The sequence below is a fragment of the Rhizobium sp. CCGE531 genome (assembly GCF_003627795.1).
Taxonomy (GTDB): domain Bacteria; phylum Pseudomonadota; class Alphaproteobacteria; order Rhizobiales; family Rhizobiaceae; genus Rhizobium.
Genome location: NZ_CP032684.1, coordinates 3,599,346 through 3,616,149 on the forward strand (window position 1 = coordinate 3,599,346; position 16,804 = coordinate 3,616,149).

Sequence of the window (16,804 nt, forward strand, 5' to 3'; positions counted from 1 at the left end):
TCCTAACCTCAGAGCGCTTCCGCGCCCGAAATGATTTCAATCAATTCCTTGGTGATCTGCGCCTGACGCTGACGGTTGTAGTTCAGCGTCAGCTTGTTGATCATCTCACCGGCATTGCGCGTCGCGTTGTCCATCGCGCTCATCTTGGCACCCATTTCGCCGGCGACGTTTTCGAGCAACGCGCGGAAGATCTGGACGGAGATGTTGCGCGGGATCAGGTCCGCGAGGATCGAAGCCGCATCCGGCTCATATTCGTAGACGGCGCCCTTGTGAGCGGCGTCTTCTTCGACAACAGCCGGAGCCGAGGCCGGAATGAGCTGCAGCGCCGTCGGCACCTGGCTGATCACCGACTTGAACTCGGAATAGAACAGCGTGCAGACATCGAACTCGCCAGCTTCGAACATCTCGATGACGCGCTTGCCGATCGCATCGGCATTGTCGAAGCCGATGCGCTTGACGTCGCGCAATTCCTTGCGCTCGATGATCAGCGAGGCATATTCGCGACGCAGGATGTCGTGGCCCTTCTTGCCGACGGTGAAGATCTTCACCGTCTTGCCTTCGGCCAGCAGCTTGCGGGCATGATCGCGGGCGAAGCGCGCAATCTGCGAATTGAAACCGCCGCAGAGACCGCGCTCGGCCGTGCAGACAACAAGCAGATGCACATTGCTCTTGCCGGTGCCGGTCATCAGCAGGGGTGCGTCATCCGCATCGCTGACGGCAGCGGTAATGTTGGCGAGAACGGCGCCCATGCGCTGCGAATAAGGCCGTGCGGCCTCAGCCGCCTCCTGGGCACGCCGAAGCTTCGCCGCGGCGACCATTTTCATCGCCTTGGTGATCTTCTGCGTCGCCTTGACGGAGGCGATCCGGTTTTTCAGATCCTTAAGTGAAGGCATCCGGTATCCGTCCTAGAAGTGAGTCCCGATCAGGCGAAAGACTTGGCGAAGCTATCGAGAGCAGCGGTGAGCTTGCCCTTGGTCGCGTCGCTGATGGCCTTTTCGGCGCGGATCGTGTCGAGGATTTCCTTGCCTTCCGAACGGAGGTAGGACAGCAGGCCCTGTTCGAACTTGCCGATCTGCGGAACCGCGACCTTGTCGAGGTAGCCATTGACACCGGCGAAGATCACCGCAACCTGCTCTTCCGTCTTCAGCGGCGAGAATTGCGGCTGCTTCAGGAGTTCCGTCAGGCGTGCACCGCGGTTCAGCAGGCGCTGGGTTGCGGCATCGAGGTCCGAACCGAACTGGGCGAAGGCGGCCATTTCACGATACTGGGCGAGTTCGCCCTTGATCGAGCCGGCAACCTGCTTCATCGCCTTGATCTGCGCGGACGAGCCGACGCGCGAAACCGACAGACCGACGTTAACGGCCGGACGGATGCCCTGATAGAACAGGTCGGTTTCGAGGAAGATCTGGCCGTCGGTGATCGAGATCACGTTGGTCGGAATGAAGGCCGAAACGTCGTTGCCCTGGGTTTCGATGACAGGCAGAGCGGTCAGCGAGCCGGCGCCCAATTCGTCGTTCATCTTGGCAGCGCGCTCAAGGAGACGCGAATGCAGATAGAAGACGTCGCCCGGGTAAGCTTCGCGGCCCGGCGGGCGGCGCAGCAGCAGCGACATCTGACGATAGGCAACGGCCTGCTTGGAAAGGTCGTCATAGCCGATCAGGGCGTGCTGGGCGTTGTCACGGAAATATTCGCCCATGGCGCAACCGGCAAACGGAGCCAGGAACTGCATCGGAGCCGCGTCGGAAGCGGTTGCCGCAACGATGATCGAATACTTCAGCGCGCCGCGCTCTTCGAGCACCTTGACGAACTGGGCAACGGTCGAACGCTTCTGGCCGACGGCGACGTAGACGCAGTACAGCTTTTCGCTGTCCGGGCCGGCATCGTGGATGGCCTTCTGGTTCAGGATCGTGTCGAGAATGATGGCGGTCTTGCCGGTCTGGCGGTCACCGATGACGAGCTCGCGCTGGCCGCGGCCAACCGGGATCAGAGCATCAATAGCCTTGAGGCCGGTCGACATCGGCTCATGAACCGACTTGCGCGGGATGATGCCCGGAGCCTTGACGTCGACGCGCGAACGGCGGGTCGCATTGATCGGGCCCTTGCCGTCGATCGGGTTGCCGAGCGCGTCGACAACGCGGCCGAGCAGTTCCGGACCGACCGGAACGTCAACGATCGCGCCGGTGCGCTTGACGGTGTCGCCTTCCTTGATGTCACGGTCGGAGCCGAAGATAACCACGCCGACATTGTCGGATTCGAGGTTCAGCGCCATGCCGCGGATGCCGCCGGGGAATTCGACCATTTCGCCGGCCTGGACGTTGTCCAGACCGTAGACGCGGGCGATACCGTCACCGACGGAGAGAACCTGGCCGACTTCGGAGACTTCAGCTTCCTTGCCGAAGTTTTTGATCTGATCTTTCAGAATTGCGGAAATTTCCGCTGCGCGGATATCCATCAGCCGACCTCTTTCAATGCAAGCTTAAGGGTGGAGAGTTTGGTGCGAAGGGACGTATCGATCTGGCGGGAGCCGACCTTGACGATCAGGCCGCCGAGGATCGTCGGATCGACGGTGACGGCAATTGCCACGTCCTTGCCGGTGACGCCCTTCAGCGCCGCCTTCAATTCATCTTCCTGCGCGGGGGTGAGCGCATGGGCCGAGGTGACCTCGGCGGAAATCTCGCCGCGATGCTGGGCGGCGATGATACGGAAAGCCTTGATCATGCCCGGCAGCGCAAAAAGGCGCCGGTTGCTGGCCACAAGCTTCAGAAAATTGGTGACATAGGCGCCGAAGCCGGTCTTCGTTGCCAGCGCCTGGATCGCGCCGACCTGCTCTTCGGCCGAAAAGACCGGGCTGAGGACGAAACGCTTCAGATCTTCGCTTTCGTCGAGCATGGCTTGGAACCGATCGAGATCGGCAGTCACTGCCGGCACCGCACCTTCTTCAAGGGCCAACTCGAACAGCGACGAGGCATATCGTTCTGCAACACCAGAAATATGCTGGGATGTGTCTGCCACGGGCACAAAATTCCCTGATTTCAACCCAAGAACTCGGCTCCCGGGAGACGGAAGCCATATGTCCTTGAATTCGTTTTGATTTCCCCCAGAAATCAGCAGGAGCGCGCTCCCACCTCATCCGAAATTCGGGGTTCGTCTAACATAGGATATTGAGACTCGCAACACGCGTAATCGACGAATACGCCATTCGGGCGAATTTATGATGCCAAAATTCACGAAGCATGGGGATAGCGCAGGCAAATAAGGCCGCGCCGGAGTCGTTTTCGGCTCAAATATAGCCCAGCCCATAGAGAAAAGGTAGCGTCGCGAGAATCGCCTGCACAACCAGAAGGAGAAGACTCAAAAATAAGCTGCCACGATCAGACATCAGCGACAGGATGCGGCCGAACGCCGCGACGCCGAAGGAGGCGCCGAGCGCGAGATAGATCATCGGCTGCGCCAGGAGGATCGCCACCAGCCCCAGGCCGACCATGAAGCCGCCGGCCGACCGAGCCTCGGCATAGGCTTCAGACCGCCCTTCCTTCACCTGCAGCTTGAGGAAGCGATAGGCGTAACCGGGCGCAAACATCAGGAAGAGGCCGATCAACGCCGTGACTGCAGCCGAACAATAGGCAAGCCGCTCGCCGAATTCGGTCGGAAAATAAAGCTCCATCGATCGCCCTCAAATCAGCCGGCGCGCAAATCACGCAGTTGAGAAGGCCGACTTATGGCATGATCCGGGTTGCAAGGGGAAGGCGCAGTCAAGATATCTGCCGCATCAATCACAAGAAGCTTTGCGGATCGATATCGAGCTGAACCTGCACGGAGCCGCGCTCCTTCGGTGACTGCGCCAGCAAAGCGCGAAGGAAACCCTGCATGTCGGAATTGCGCCGGCCGTGCACCAGCAGGCGGAAGCGATGGCGGCCGCGCACCAGCGCGATCGGCGCTTCCGCCGGGCCGAGCACCGATATGCCGGTCACCTGCGGCGCCGCGTTGCGCATGCTTCGTGCGTGGGTTTCGGCATCCTGCCTCGTGTCGGCGGACACGATGATCGAGGCGAGCCGGCCGAAGGGCGGCAATATGGCCCTTTCGCGCTCCGAAATCTCGCGCTCGTAAAAGGCGCTGGCGTCGCCTGATACGATCGCCTGCATGACGGGATGCTGCGGCTGGTAGGTCTGCAGCAATCCGTGGCTCTCAAGACCGGTTCGCCCGGCGCGTCCCGTCACCTGCGACAGGAGCTGGAACGTCCGCTCGGCGGCGCGGGGATCGCCATTGGCCAAGCCTAGGTCCGCGTCGACGATGCCGACCAGCGTCATCAGCGGAAAATTGTGTCCCTTGGCGACGAGCTGCGTGCCGATGACGATGTCAGCCTCGCCCTTGGCGATCGCATCGAGCTCAAGCCTCAGCCGCTTGACGCCGCCCATGATGTCTGAGGACAGCACGATCGTCCGCGCCTCGGGGAAATGCCGCTCCACTTCTTCCGCGATGCGCTCGACGCCTGGCCCACAGGCGACGAGGTGATCGAGCGTGCCGCATTCGGGGCAGGCTTCCGGCGTGCGCTCGGCATAGCCGCATTGATGGCACTGGATCTGGCCGCGAAACCGGTGCTCCACCAACCAGCTGGAGCATTGCGGGCACTGGAACCGGTGGCCGCAGACGCGGCAGAGCGTCAGCGGCGCATAGCCGCGCCTGTTGAGGAACAAGAGCGCCTGCTCGCCCTTGGCAACCGTCTTGCCGATCGCGCGGATCATGACGGGCGAAAGAAAGCCGCCGCGCTCCGGCGCATGCCGGCGCATGTCGATCAGGTGCAGGTCTGGAAGTGCTGCATCGCCAAAGCGGGTCGGCAAATGGATTGTCGTGTAGCGCCCGCTCTGGCCGTTGACCTGGCTTTCGACCGAAGGGGTCGCCGAGACCAGCACCACGGGAAAATCGCCGATGCGGCCGCGCACCACGGCCATATCTCGCGCATTGTAATAGACCCGGTCCTCCTGCTTGTAGGCGGGATCGTGCTCTTCATCGACGATGATGAGGCCGAGATCCTCGAAAGGCAGAAAGAGCGCCGAGCGCGCGCCGGCCACGACCCTGACCTCGCCGGTGACGGCCTGGCGCCAGACCTTTTCGCGCATGCGCGGCGCAAGATCGGAATGCCATTCGGCCGGCTTGGCGCCGAAGCGATCCTGAAAGCGATCGAGAAAACTTGCCGTCAGCGCGATCTCCGGCAAGAGGATCAGCACCTGCTTGCCGCGCCTCAGCGTTTCGGCAATGGCCTCGAAATAGACCTCCGTCTTGCCGGAGCCGGTAACGCCGTCGATCAGCGAAACCGCAAACTCGCCCTTGCGCACGTCAGCCAGGATCTCGTCGGCCGCCTCCTTCTGCGGTCCTTGCAGCCGCGAAAGAGTGAATTCCGGGTCTGGCTTGGCGACGACCGGGGGCGGCGGCAAAAAAATGGTCTCGAAAATGCCCTGCGAAATCAGCCCGTCGATGACGCTGGTGGAAACCCCCGCCGCGTGCGCCAGCCCCGTGCGCGTCCAGGATAGCCCGTCGGCGGCAATCTCCATCACCTTGGCGCGGGCCGGCGTCAGCCGCTCCGGCTGGCCTCCGATAAAGCGCAGCCCTTCGATCATCGGTTCGGGATCGAAGGCGGCCGGCGCCCGCAAGGCCATGCGCGCCACCAGCCCCGGCGGCGACAGCGTATAAGTCGCGACCCAATCGACGAAATCGCGCATATGCTTGCCGAGCGGCGGGCAATCGAACACATGGCTGATCGGCCGAAGCTTCTTCGGATCGACACCGCCGTCGTCATCACCATCCCAGACGACGCCGATGACCTGCCGCGGCCCGAGCGGCACCTGCACGACCGAACCCGGCTCCACCGCCATGCCCTCGGGCACGGCATAGGAATAGGCCCTCGGCGCCGGCATCGGCACGAGAACAGGAACCGTGCGGCTCATGACAGGCTTCGCGGGCGCCGCCTCGAAAAGCGCACCGAACAGATCGGAAGAATCTTTGCTCATTGCGCCAGACCATGCCCCGGACGAGCGCAAAAGAAAACCCGGCAGCTACTCAAGAGCACGCGCAAAATGCGAACGGTCCGCAACTCCGGCGAATGTCTGGCCCTGTGCGGCAACACCACCAATGACCACAATCGGCCCGAAGCGACTATCAAAGTCAGAAGCGACTTCCAAGGGCTATTAGAATCTGTGGGCTCAGCCCTTGACCTTGCCAGCGTGAGCAAGGACGCGTCGGAACTGACCCCGCACTGTGAGATTTAAGATACGAAATCAGCGTTCTCCATAAGAACCGATTTCGTGTTGACTCCATTCTAATATGATTGTTATAGAATGACCATATTAGAATGGAGAAGCACATGGCTCGACCAGTCGAGTTCGACGAGAAGCAAGCGCTGACTTCAGCCATGGAGATTTTCCGACGGCGTGGTTTCGCTGGTGTTTCCATAAAAACACTTGAGAAAGACACAGGAGTATCGTCCGGCAGCCTTTACAATAGCTTTGGCTCTAAGGATCGACTGTTCGTCAGAGCTATCAATCACTACAATGCGTACGTGGTTGCCAATCGCATCCATCGTCATCTCGAAGCGGACGATCCTGGCGCGGGCCTGCTTTCGATGTTTCTGTCATTACTCGATGAGCCCGGCGGTGGTTCAGCAGGTTGCCTGTTGACCAATACCGCCGTTGAATTCGCTGGCGAGGGCGGTCCGGTCACAGACGGCGTTTCACAAGGATTTGAGCTTTTGCTCAGCGCTTTTGAAAAAGTGCTCCTTCGAATCGGAATTATCGCGGGATCACGGCAGGGAGCGCTCAAGCTATTGGTCCTCTACCAGGGGCTGCTTGTGCTCATCCGCCACGGTCATTCAAACCAAGACTTACGCGCTATCATCTATGCCGAAATCAATTCAATTACAGGAGAAAACCATGTCTGAAGCCAATTGGAGTCGTTACAGCAAAAGCTGGTCGCAACCGCAAGCGGAGCGCGATGCAGCGCTCGCGGCGTTGACGTCAGATAATGTCACTTATACGGACCCCAATGTCGAGCTAACCGGACGCAAGGCCTTTTCCCAGTACATGGGCGAGTTTCAAACTCAGTTCCCTGGAACCGCATTTGAGATAGTCGACGTACGCGAACATCATGAGCAATCGCTCGCCAACTGGAAGCTGGTCGACGGCAATCGCGCTACGATCATGCTGGGTACAAGTCATGCGAGACTGACACCCGAGGGGAAATTTGCGTCGTTCACAGGATTTTTTTGAGATCGATTTGGCAACGGCACGTAAACCGGATTTCGTTGATTTTCTGGAAGCGGAGTTCAATCGGTTAGTCAAAGTCGAAACTCTGCGGTTTTTTGGTGGTTGGCAGTTCCGTGCGGCAGGAAAGCAATTCGCGATCCTGATGCGTGATGTCCTGTATTTCATCGCCGATCCCGCCATGCGGGCCGAGCTTGAAGCGGCGGGCAGTCAGCCATTTAGTTATCACAAAGATGGAAGGCTGGTCGTTGTTGGGCGCTATTTTTCGGCCCCAGACGATGTAATGGATGACATCGACAAGTTGCACCATTGGACTGCGCGCGCGATAAACATATCATGATCTCGATTTCATCGAACATCTGACATCATCGCCCTGGGACAGACGCGGTTCAGTTGGGAGGAGAGGATTTTTGGTTCCTCCGCGCCCGCTCCGGCTCGCGCTAAAAGCTGCCGATGTCACTTGGCAGCTTTTAGCGCGAGCCGGACATCCGCCGTTCGGCGTTTTTCAACAATTTTTCACTGCGATGTCGGATCGCCACACGCTCGTGCGTCTTAGAGGCACTGGCGGACGGACGTCGGCTCCTCGGCGAGAAGGAGATGGGCCATGATCACGGTTTACGGTGAAGGAAGAGGGTTTCGGGTCGTCTGGCTTCTGGAGGAAATGGGCCTTCCGTACCGACTGAGGCCCGTAGACCTGATAGCCGGAGTTGCCGATGACGCAGAATTCCTGGCGATCAATCCAGCCGGATTCATTCCGGCACTTCGGGACGGCGAAGTCACGATGGTCGAGTCGATCGCGATCATGGAATATTTGATGGCGCGATACGGACCGACGCCGCTTGCGCCGTCCCCACGCCATCCCGCCTTTCCCCTATACCAGCAATTCCTGCATCTTGGCGAAGCCAGCCTTGCGACCTTCATGTATGTCGTCGCCGTCAGCCGCAATCTTGCGCCGGAGGCCGAGCGTAACAACTGGGGCGCCCGCATGGCACAGGCGGTATTCGAGAACCGGTTGGGACTGGTGACACGGCAGCTCGCACGCACACCCTATATTGCCGGCGAAATGTTCACGGCAGCCGATATTTCGGTGATCTACGCCCTGGAGTTCGCGCGAAGATCCAAAGGATTGGTCTACGGCGAGACGGAGCAAGCCTATATCGCCAGAACCACCCAGCGCGATGCCTACAAGCGCGCCATGGAAACATGTCAGGACACAAAAGCTTGGAACGCCAGAGTTTCGGGCCAATGACCGCTATTGGCGCAAAGTTGCCGCGAACACCTCCGCCCAGGATGGTGGCATCTGCCACCGCATGATCATTCAGCAGAGCGGCTCTACTCCCGTTTCATGAGGTGCATAGGCTGGAAGGCGGCGAAGTCGGATCGTCCCTTATTCATCGTCATCGTCGATCTCGCCGGTCAGCCGCATGCCGTCGATCCAGGTGGAGCCGTCTTCGCGGATCACCCGGCGCGGCTTGGCACCGCAGCGCTCGCGCACGGCCTCTGCCAGACCTTCGGAATGGGTGACGATCCAGATCTGGCTCGTTTTCGCCGCCTCGGCGATCATGTCGGCAAGCGGCGGCAGCATGTCCGGATGCAGGCTTGCCTCCGGCTCGTTGAGCGCGATCAGCGGCGGCAGGCGATAGGACATCAAGGCCGCGGCAAGACCGAGAAAACGGATCTGGCCATCGGAAAGCTCGCGTGGCTGGAAGACGCGATTGGAAAATTCCGGCAGCATCAGGCCGAAATCGGCCGCCTCCCGCGGCTCCGGCACGACGAGCCGCGCGCCACCGAGCGCTGCCGCAAGAACCCGGTCGAGCTCAATGGTATCTTCCCGCGTATGCACGAGGGTGGCAAAGACGGTCGCGATGTTGGCTCCGTCTTCGTCCAGCATGGGCGATGTCACGGCAAGACACGGCGCGCGCAACGGCGAGCCGCGATCGGTGCGAAAGCCATGATAGAACCGCCAGGCGTCGACGGCGCGCCGGAAGGTACCGATTTCAGGATAGTATCCGGCATCACCCAGCAACGCGATCGCCGTCTCAGACGTCAGCGCCTGCTCGCGGTGCTGCTCCATGCGGCCGCCTTCGCCACGAACGGCAATCCCGGGTCCATCGCGCTTCATCATCGTCACCGGCCGACGGCCTGTTTCAATCGACAGTTCCTCGGCCTTGACCTGCGGCTCCAGCGGAAATCCGGCGGATGCCAAGGGCGGCCGCATGCCGGCCTCAATGTAATAGCGGAAGGTCGCCGCCCGTTCCATATCGAGCAGCTCGACATCGAAGCGGATGCGGGCGGATTCATGCGAACGCCGCTTGCCCGACCACATGGCCGAGAACATGCCGCCCTCGCTGGAGATTTCATGCGCCAGCCGCCCGCGAACCGCCGCCTGCACGAGCTGCAGCGAGCGATAGAGATTGGACTTGCCCACACCGTTCTCGCCGATGAAGAGATTGACGTCGGAGAGATCCATGCGGATCGAGCGCAGGGAGCGATAATTCCGGGCAAACATGGAGCGTAGCTGCATGCCCGGGGTTTAGCCGATTCCCACGTTAAAGAGAATGCGAAACCAGGGGCTGGTCCTGCTCGGTGGGAACAAGCGGCGAGAAGGTTGCATTACCGTCGGCGGCAAGGTCGACGACCGTGTGCTTCTCCAGTGCCTTCGTCACCTCGTTCACATCGCCATCCAGATGTTCGACGGGGATGAGATTGCCCACGAGGAAATCGAAGCGGTCGCCGCGCTTGTTGAGCAGCTCGTGAAAGACCGTCATGTCGCGCAGCTCGGTCGACCACTTGGCGAACCAATAGAACAGGCCGGAATTGCGCGCCGTCAGATGAACCGGCAGGATCGGCAGATTGTATTTGCGCGCCAGGCCCACGGCCGACGTTTTCCACGGGCGCTCGTTGAGCCTGCCGTTCGCCCAGTAGGCGATGCGGCCGGAGGGAAACAGCACCGTGACCTTGCCGTCGGCAACAGCGCGGTTGGTCAGCTGCAGCGTTTCGCGCGTCTTCGGTTTGCTCTTATATTCCTCGCGCCACTCCACAGGGATAATCATCTCGGCAAAGCGCGGATTGACCCGCACCGCGTCCCGATTGGCAAAGATCATCATATCGGGTCGGCGCGATTTCAGAAGATCGAAGACCGCAACGCCGTCGGCAATGCCTGTCGGATGATTGCTGACAAGAATGAAGCCGCCGGAGGCGGGAATCCGATCAGCGTGGGTGACGCCGATGTCGAGCCGCAGCAGATCGCTCATATATTCGAAGCACTGGAAGCCCGAAAGCTTGGCGACATCATCGGCGAATTCGATCGCCTTGTTGTAGCGCAGCAGCGTGTAGAGAAACGGGCGCATCAGCGGCCAGAGCGGATTGCGGACGATCTTCTGGCCACGCTCGGCGATCAAAGTATCGACAATATGTCCCGGCTGACCCTGGGACACCAAAGCGATCGCCTCTGCAAGCTGTCCCAGTGCAGTTATCGACCCGCGGCGTGCCATGAAGTGTCCTGAATGGTTGGGAAATATTCTATCGCAATCGAATATGATCGAAGCATGACAAGCGCCCCGCATACAGCCACCGAACCACCGGGGATATGGGAGCAGGCCTGCATGCCGTTTTGTGTGCCGCCGCATCCCCGGGCACATGTGGAAACATGCCTGGAGCAGCGGGAAAGTTAGCGATTCCATAACCTTCCTTCCTTCAAAGTGGCAGAAGGAATCCGAATTTCAAGGGGTTTTCCACTGAACGAATTGTTGATCATCGCCGACTCAGGGTTGATGGCGGAGCGCAGCCGCTGGCTCGAAGCGCTCGGTCACGAGCGGCGGCTCGCCGCTCACACATTGAATGCCTATGAGCGCGACACACGGCAGTTTTTGACGTTCCTCACCGGCCATCTCGGCGGTCCGGCGACGATCGCCGATATCCACGCGCTGCGCCCCGCCGACTTTCGCGGCTTTCTCGCCGCCCGCCGAAAAGATGGCGCCGGCGCTCGCTCGCTTGGGCGCAATCTCGCCGGCCTTCGCTCGCTGCTGCGCTACCTCGAAAAGAAGGGTTTGGTCAACGCCGCCGGTGCTGCCGCCGTGCGCTCGCCGAAGCAGCCGAAATCGCTTCCCAAACCGCTCTCCGACACGCAGGCGATCACCGTCGTCAGCGACGAATCGCAGCTGCACGAGGAACCCTGGATCGCCGCGCGCGACGCCGCGGTCCTGACCCTGCTTTACGGCTGCGGCCTGCGCATTTCCGAGGCGCTCGATCTGAAGCCGCAGGATTTTCCGCCGGGCGCAACCTCGCTGCGCATCACCGGCAAGGGCAACAAGACACGGCTGGTGCCGTTGCTGCACATCGTTGCAGAAGCGGTCGACCACTACCGGGCGATTTGCCCTTACCATCTCGATGCGGACGGCCCGCTCTTTCGCGGCGCGCGTGGCGGCAAACTGCAGCCGGGCATCATTCAGCACGGCATGCAGAAGCTGCGCAGCGCCTTCGGCCTGCCGGATACGGCCACGCCCCATGCGCTTCGCCATTCCTTCGCCACCCATCTGCTCGCCGGTGGCGGCGACCTGCGCACCATCCAGGAACTGCTCGGCCATGCCAGCCTCTCGACGACCCAGGTCTATACCGGCGTCGATTCCTCGCGCCTGCTAGAGGTCTACGACCGCGCTCATCCCCGCGCGTAAGAAAAGATTAACTTCTTGCGTTAAGGAAATCTCCGTCTCGTGCGCATAAAGCAGAACCATGTCTCGGCATGCCTCCCGAAAGCCGCTTTCGAGCGTTAGGGATCACGCCCGCTGCAAACGGAAGATTTTGATGATTTCTGCCCTCGGATCCAGGACGATGCGGTCGATGAAGCCGGCGCCTGGCGATATCATGCTTTGGCTTGCCACGGCCTTTCCGTTGACGCTGGCGATCCTGCTGATCGCGACGATGCTGACGCTGCAGCCGGCGCATGCGGAAGGTGCTGTCTCAGATAGTTGCGGCGGCAAGGATCTTATGGCCGAACTTCAAAAGACCGATCCGGCCAAATATGCCTCCATCATCACCGCTGGCGACAAGGTGGAAAACGGCAAGGGCATCTTCTGGAAGATCGAAAAGCCCGGCCTGAAGCCCTCATGGCTGCTCGGCACCATGCATGTCTCGGATTCCCGCGTGCTCACCATGCCGAAGGGCGCCGCGGACGCCGCTGCCGGCGCCGATGCGATCATCGTCGAATCCGACGAGATCCTGGATGACAAGAAGGCAGCCCTTGCCCTTTTCGCCAATCCCTCGCTCACGATGCTGACCGACGGATCGACCATCAGCGAGCATCTGTCGCCTGAAGACAATACCCGGCTGGAAGCCGGTCTGAAGGAGCGCGGCCTGACGCTCGCCGCCGTCTCGCGCATGCAGCCCTGGTTGATCTCCAGTTCCTTCGAAATGACCGGCTGCGAGGTTCGCCGCAAGGCGGTCGGCACGAAGTTCCTCGATCAGAAGCTGGCAGGCGATGCCGCCGCCAAGGGCAAGAAGGTCGTCGGCCTCGAGACGCTGGCCGAGCAGGCCAAGGCCATGAGCGATCTGCCGATCGCGCTGCATCTGAAATCGCTGATGCAGACGCTGGAACTGGGCAACAAGATCAACGACGTCAACGAAACGATGACCGGCCTCTATCTCGCCGGCAATATCGGCGCGATGATCCCGATGCTGAAGGTGATCGAGCCGGACCAGAAGATCACGGACGACGATACCGCCGCCTTCGAGCAGCGCATCATCCTCGACCGCAACAAGGTGATGGCCGAACGCGCCGCGCCGGTTCTCGACCGAGGCAACGCCTTCATCGCTGTCGGCGCGCTTCACCTCGTCGGTGACCAGGGTCTGGTGGCGCTGCTTCGCAAGCAGGGCTTTACAGTGACGGCGGTGAACTGACTGCTCGCATCCGCTTGCTCAAATTCGAAAGCGTCGTCGCGACGATCAGCCGATGGAATGGCGTGATGATTGCGAGATAGATCCGTCCAAGCAATATTTTCCGCCTAACGAGCGTCGTGGCATCGACCAGTCGACGCCCCTGATCGTCGTTCCGCACGTCGATGACGACCCGAAAATCGAGATGCCGATCGTCGAACCCGAGCACAACCTGATGGTCGGACTTGCTGACGATGGGAAAGAAGCCGATTTTTTCCAGCTCGTCCGCCCGAAGGTCGCTGCTGGATCTCAACCCAAACAAGCCTGTTACCGCATCGCGCACTCGTATCAGCAGCCGTACCCAAAACGGAAAGCGGCTGAGCATCGTTTGGGCAGCGGCAATGGCCGTCAGATCCGAGTTCGGGATATTCAGTTCGTAGCAGTCAGCCCAATCGGCATCCGGCAACGCCGGATGCGGCATAAGGGGCTTCACCATCAAAGGCCTTGCAGACATGGTTTCATCCGCCTTCATTCGACGTCTGCAAGCTACCACACATTGCGATGCTACCCGATCGACAAACGTCGGCTGCGGCAATTTGGCCGGCAGACGGCAGGCTAGCGCAATTCCAGGAAAAGTGCGCAGCGGCTTTCCATCAGGAATTGCGTGAAAACAATGAGATAGAGCGGTTCAGGGATGCAGTGAAAAGCTGAGCCGGTCTAACGCACCGCCGATCCGCCGGCCGGCAATATCTTCATCCGCCAGGAGGTTGCCGGCTTCAGATAGGTCGTCGCGATGGCGCGGACGTCCTGTGCGGTCACGACCTGATAACCGCTGATGGCGCTGCGAATCCGTTCGAGGCGACGCGGGTCCGTCTGGGCGTTCTGCAGGCTTTGAAGCCAGTAGCTGTTGCTCTGCTGCGAACGCTTGACCTCCTCGATGATCGGAGCCTTCGCGCGCGTCAGCTCATCCGGCGAAACATCTCCGACGCGCAGATCGCCGGCGATCTTGTCGACCAGATCGAAGAAGTGATCCAGCTTGGCCGGCGTCGTCTCGACATAGGCATAGGCAAAGCCGTAGCCTGGGATCGATCTCGACAGATCGACTTCGCTCTGGGGGCTGTAGGTTGCTCCCTCGGCGAGACGGAACTGGTCGACCAGGCGATTCTGCAGGATCGCCCCGGTCACATTTGCGGCGGCGGCTCTGGGCAGATCCGAGAGAAAATCGCCGATCGGCATGGCGACGGCTGCGCCGGCATTGTCGCTTCGCCCGTCGTGAAGCCGGATGACCGGCTCTACGGTCGGCGCGGGAAAATGCACATCGGCGCTGTTGACCTGACCCTGCGCGTCGCTGCGCGGCGGCAGCGCGCCGAAGGTTTCGGCGGTCATGCGGATGGCGTCATCGACCTCGACGTCGCCGGCGATGATGACCTCGATCCGCCCCTTGGAAAGGAGCGGCTGCAGAAGCGCCTCGAAATCCTCCGGCCTGGCATCGAGCAGTTGCGACCGGCTCGGGAATACCCAGCGCGGATCTCCGGAGTGCAGGAGGCCGGGCAGATCGCGACCGACCACGCTGCCCGGCGCCGCCTGAAGCTGAGCAAGACTGTTCAGGTAGGCCTGCTGCACCCGCTTGAAGACGTCAGGACGGTAAGCCGTATCAGAGGCATAGGCCGTCAGAAGCTGCAATTGCGCCGCCAGATCGCGCGGCCGCGTCGCGCCCTCGAATTTGAAGGCGGCATCCTGGATGGCAAAATCGTTGCCGGCGACCTTTTCAGCAAAAGCCTTTTGTATGTCGTCATAGCCGATGGCCTTCAGGCCTGATAGCGGCAGTGCCGGCGCCGCCCATATCGGCAGCGGACGGTCTTGCGGCAGGTCCAGCCGGCCATGGCCGATATTGGCGCGTACCAGCACCTCGTCGAGGCGGTACTTCGTCGGCTTCACCGTCAGGCGGACGCCATTGGCGAAGCGAACCATGGTAATGCCGAGATCATCGACCGAGCGCCGTTCGACAATGGTCCCAGGCTGCCCGAAATTGGTATAGGGCCAGGCGATCGCGGCCGCTTGCTCCGGCGCGGTGACCACAACGGCGCGTGACGCGGCGTAGGCTTTCTCGACGGCGGCATCGCCACCCTCGGGCATTTGCGGGATTTGCAGCACGAGCTGCGGGCCGTTGCCGGCGAAGACGCGCTGAAGGGTTTGATTGACTTCATCCGCGCTCAGGCCCTTCATCGCGGTATCGAACAGCGAAAGATCGTCCGCGGGCGAGGTGAAAACCAGGCGCTCGCCGACGCTCCAGTTGAGCGATGAGGCAATGTCCGGGCTGGTCCGCGTAGCCGCCCCGCCCGCAGCCGCCTGCAGGGTGGAACGATATTCGGCGATTTCGCGGTCGATCTCGCTTTGATCGACGCCGAACCGCGCGATGCGGCGCTGCTCCTGATCGATGGCCGCAAGTGCTGCCTGCCACTTGGCGGAATCGCTATCGGCGGCAATCAACGCGACGCGGGCCGACTTGAAGAAGTCCTGCGCACCGGCCTGCGCATTGACGAAGGGCGGATTGGGCTGCTGTGCCAGAAGGGACAGGCGCCGATTGAGAACGGCGAGACCGATATCCTCGATCAGCTGCGCGCGACGCTTGGCGGCCATATCAGGCGAAGCATCATAGGGGCGTGTCCAGGCGAGCTGAACGCGGGTAGCGCCACCCGGCACGACGACCGTACCGACGCGTTCGCCATGCTTTTCCAGCGTGCCGAGATCGGGATCGATCGGCGCAGGGTTGGCGGCGGCCCAATTGCCGAACCGGTTGCGGATATCGGCTTCGATGGCGGCGGCATCGACATCGCCGACCACGATCAGCGTGGCGCGATCCGGGCGATAATAGCTGCGGTAAAAGTCCCGCACGAGATCGACCGGAGCATTGTTGATGATGTCGGTCTTGCCGATCGGTGAGCGCTGCGGCACGAGCTGGCCCGGCAGCAGCTGATTGAGGAAGCCGGTCCCGCCGCGATATTGCGGCGTGTCGCGCAGCTTCTCTTCCGAAAGGATGACGCCGCGCTCGCGGTCGAAGGCCCCGGCATCGAGCTTCAGCTCGCTGGCCGTCTCCCGCATCAGCATCAACCCGGTCGAAACCGTCTCCGGATTGGCCTCCGGCAGATCCAGCGCATAGACGGTTTCGCCATAGCTTGTGGACGCATTGGTATCCGCGCCGAAGGCCAGGCCGAGACGCTGCAGAGTGCGCACCATCTCGCCTTCGGGAACATGGGTCGAGCCCTTGAAGGCCATATGCTCGAGGAAATGCGCCAGGCCCTGCTGGTCGTCACGCTCCTGCAGCGAACCGGCGCCGATACGGAAGCGGATCGCCACCTGGCCCGCCGGTGTCGCATTGTGCATGACGGCAAAGCGCATGCCGTTCGGCAAGATCCCGAAACGAATTCCTTGCTCCGCGGGCAGGTCGCTGGCCGCCTGCGGCCAACCCGCAACCGGCGCTTCGGCATGCACAGGCGCCGCAACGGTAACGAGGAAAGCGAACGCCGTCGCAACGAAAAGTTTCAGGGATGGGTAAGCGGCTGGGATTTGGCGTGACATGCTTGCTTTGTTGGTGAGAACGATCGGACGATGCGATGCACGGGAGCCCCGTACATCGCATCATCAGGCAAGCATTGCAATCCCGGCGCTTGTCTCGCCGG

Annotated in this window: 15 protein-coding genes; 6 read left to right on the forward strand and 9 right to left on the reverse strand. The window is 61.2% G+C overall.

What is annotated here, in order from left to right; all coding sequences use genetic code 11:
* Positions 1–8 precede the first annotated feature (8 nt).
* The 5 genes from CCGE531_RS17535 to CCGE531_RS17555 form a co-directional block, all read right to left on the reverse strand.
* Entirely contained in the window at positions 9–893 is an 885-nt protein-coding gene (locus CCGE531_RS17535; RefSeq protein WP_120665569.1) for a F0F1 ATP synthase subunit gamma, read from the reverse strand.
* Between the two features lie 29 nt (positions 894–922).
* A complete protein-coding gene (atpA, locus tag CCGE531_RS17540) occupies positions 923–2,452 on the reverse strand; it encodes a F0F1 ATP synthase subunit alpha (protein ID WP_120665571.1) in 1,530 nt (509 codons plus the stop codon).
* The gene (locus tag CCGE531_RS17545) at positions 2,452–3,018 is read right to left on the reverse strand and encodes a F0F1 ATP synthase subunit delta (RefSeq protein WP_120665574.1); all 567 of its coding nucleotides are present in this window, start codon (positions 3,016–3,018) and stop codon (positions 2,452–2,454) included. The genes atpA and CCGE531_RS17545 overlap by 1 nt, the downstream gene beginning before the upstream one ends.
* A gap of 262 nt (positions 3,019–3,280) precedes the next feature.
* Complete coding sequence (locus CCGE531_RS17550; protein WP_120665577.1) at positions 3,281–3,664, reverse strand: DUF4345 domain-containing protein; 384 nt, start codon at positions 3,662–3,664, stop codon at positions 3,281–3,283.
* A 109-nt stretch (positions 3,665–3,773) separates the two neighbouring features.
* On the reverse strand, positions 3,774–6,005 hold the full coding sequence (locus CCGE531_RS17555) for a primosomal protein N' (protein WP_120665580.1): 2,232 nt from the start codon (positions 6,003–6,005) through the stop codon (positions 3,774–3,776).
* A gap of 353 nt (positions 6,006–6,358) precedes the next feature.
* On the opposite strand from CCGE531_RS17555, the gene CCGE531_RS17560 reads away from it, so the two are divergent.
* The 4 genes from CCGE531_RS17560 to CCGE531_RS17575 all read left to right on the forward strand — a co-directional run bounded on the left by CCGE531_RS17560 (position 6,359) and on the right by CCGE531_RS17575 (position 8,502).
* Positions 6,359–6,931, forward strand: coding sequence for a TetR/AcrR family transcriptional regulator (locus CCGE531_RS17560; RefSeq protein WP_162943921.1), 573 nt, complete (start codon positions 6,359–6,361; stop codon positions 6,929–6,931).
* On the forward strand, positions 6,924–7,259 hold the full coding sequence (locus CCGE531_RS17565) for a nuclear transport factor 2 family protein (RefSeq protein ID WP_162943922.1): 336 nt from the start codon (positions 6,924–6,926) through the stop codon (positions 7,257–7,259). Before CCGE531_RS17560 ends, CCGE531_RS17565 begins: the two co-directional genes overlap by 8 nt.
* A complete protein-coding gene (locus tag CCGE531_RS17570; protein ID WP_120665588.1) occupies positions 7,234–7,593 on the forward strand; it encodes a TfoX/Sxy family protein in 360 nt (119 codons plus the stop codon). Before CCGE531_RS17565 ends, CCGE531_RS17570 begins: the two co-directional genes overlap by 26 nt.
* Positions 7,594–7,857: 264 nt before the next feature.
* Positions 7,858–8,502, forward strand: coding sequence for a glutathione S-transferase family protein (locus tag CCGE531_RS17575; RefSeq protein WP_120665591.1), 645 nt, complete (start codon positions 7,858–7,860; stop codon positions 8,500–8,502).
* Between the two features lie 138 nt (positions 8,503–8,640).
* Here CCGE531_RS17575 and CCGE531_RS17580 read toward each other — a convergent pair whose 3' ends face one another.
* Positions 8,641–9,777 (reverse strand): AAA family ATPase, encoded by a 1,137-nt coding sequence (locus CCGE531_RS17580; protein ID WP_120665593.1) that lies wholly within the window; start codon positions 9,775–9,777, stop codon positions 8,641–8,643.
* 25 nt (positions 9,778–9,802) lie between these two features.
* A complete protein-coding gene (locus CCGE531_RS17585) occupies positions 9,803–10,747 on the reverse strand; it encodes a 1-acyl-sn-glycerol-3-phosphate acyltransferase (RefSeq protein WP_120665594.1) in 945 nt (314 codons plus the stop codon).
* A 243-nt stretch (positions 10,748–10,990) separates the two neighbouring features.
* Here CCGE531_RS17585 and CCGE531_RS17590 point away from each other — a divergent pair, with 243 nt between their 5' ends.
* Both CCGE531_RS17590 and CCGE531_RS17595 read left to right on the forward strand, forming a co-directional pair.
* On the forward strand, positions 10,991–11,926 hold the full coding sequence (locus CCGE531_RS17590; RefSeq protein ID WP_120666921.1) for a tyrosine recombinase XerC: 936 nt from the start codon (positions 10,991–10,993) through the stop codon (positions 11,924–11,926).
* 130 nt (positions 11,927–12,056) lie between these two features.
* Positions 12,057–13,148 carry a TraB/GumN family protein gene (locus CCGE531_RS17595; RefSeq protein ID WP_120665596.1) on the forward strand — a complete coding sequence of 364 codons (1,092 nt, stop codon included), beginning with the start codon at positions 12,057–12,059 and terminating at the stop codon, positions 13,146–13,148.
* Here CCGE531_RS17595 and CCGE531_RS17600 read toward each other — a convergent pair.
* Positions 13,126–13,638 carry a DUF2867 domain-containing protein gene (locus CCGE531_RS17600; RefSeq protein ID WP_162943923.1) on the reverse strand — a complete coding sequence of 171 codons (513 nt, stop codon included), beginning with the start codon at positions 13,636–13,638 and terminating at the stop codon, positions 13,126–13,128. The two genes, CCGE531_RS17595 and CCGE531_RS17600, sit on opposite strands and share 23 nt — an antisense overlap.
* A gap of 203 nt (positions 13,639–13,841) precedes the next feature.
* A complete protein-coding gene (locus CCGE531_RS17605; protein ID WP_120665599.1) occupies positions 13,842–16,703 on the reverse strand; it encodes an insulinase family protein in 2,862 nt (953 codons plus the stop codon).
* Positions 16,704–16,804 lie beyond the last annotated feature (101 nt).

What these genes read in the sequence shown, in the direction of transcription:
- CCGE531_RS17580 (WP_120665593.1), bottom strand. Translation starts at nt 9,777, where the DNA reads ATGCAGCTACGCTCCATGTTTGCCCGGAATTATCGCTCCCTGCGCTCG.
- CCGE531_RS17550 (WP_120665577.1), bottom strand. Translation starts at nt 3,664, where the DNA reads ATGGAGCTTTATTTTCCGACCGAATTCGGCGAGCGGCTTGCCTATTGT.
- CCGE531_RS17535 (WP_120665569.1), bottom strand. Translation starts at nt 893, where the DNA reads ATGCCTTCACTTAAGGATCTGAAAAACCGGATCGCCTCCGTCAAGGCG.
- CCGE531_RS17585 (WP_120665594.1), bottom strand. Translation starts at nt 10,747, where the DNA reads ATGGCACGCCGCGGGTCGATAACTGCACTGGGACAGCTTGCAGAGGCG.
- CCGE531_RS17600 (WP_162943923.1), bottom strand. Translation starts at nt 13,638, where the DNA reads ATGTCTGCAAGGCCTTTGATGGTGAAGCCCCTTATGCCGCATCCGGCG.
- CCGE531_RS17575 (WP_120665591.1), top strand. Translation starts at nt 7,858, where the DNA reads ATGATCACGGTTTACGGTGAAGGAAGAGGGTTTCGGGTCGTCTGGCTT.
- CCGE531_RS17605 (WP_120665599.1), bottom strand. Translation starts at nt 16,703, where the DNA reads ATGTCACGCCAAATCCCAGCCGCTTACCCATCCCTGAAACTTTTCGTT.
- atpA (WP_120665571.1), bottom strand. Translation starts at nt 2,452, where the DNA reads ATGGATATCCGCGCAGCGGAAATTTCCGCAATTCTGAAAGATCAGATC.
- CCGE531_RS17555 (WP_120665580.1), bottom strand. Translation starts at nt 6,005, where the DNA reads ATGAGCAAAGATTCTTCCGATCTGTTCGGTGCGCTTTTCGAGGCGGCG.
- CCGE531_RS17560 (WP_162943921.1), top strand. Translation starts at nt 6,359, where the DNA reads ATGGCTCGACCAGTCGAGTTCGACGAGAAGCAAGCGCTGACTTCAGCC.
- CCGE531_RS17565 (WP_162943922.1), top strand. Translation starts at nt 6,924, where the DNA reads ATGTCTGAAGCCAATTGGAGTCGTTACAGCAAAAGCTGGTCGCAACCG.
- CCGE531_RS17595 (WP_120665596.1), top strand. Translation starts at nt 12,057, where the DNA reads ATGATTTCTGCCCTCGGATCCAGGACGATGCGGTCGATGAAGCCGGCG.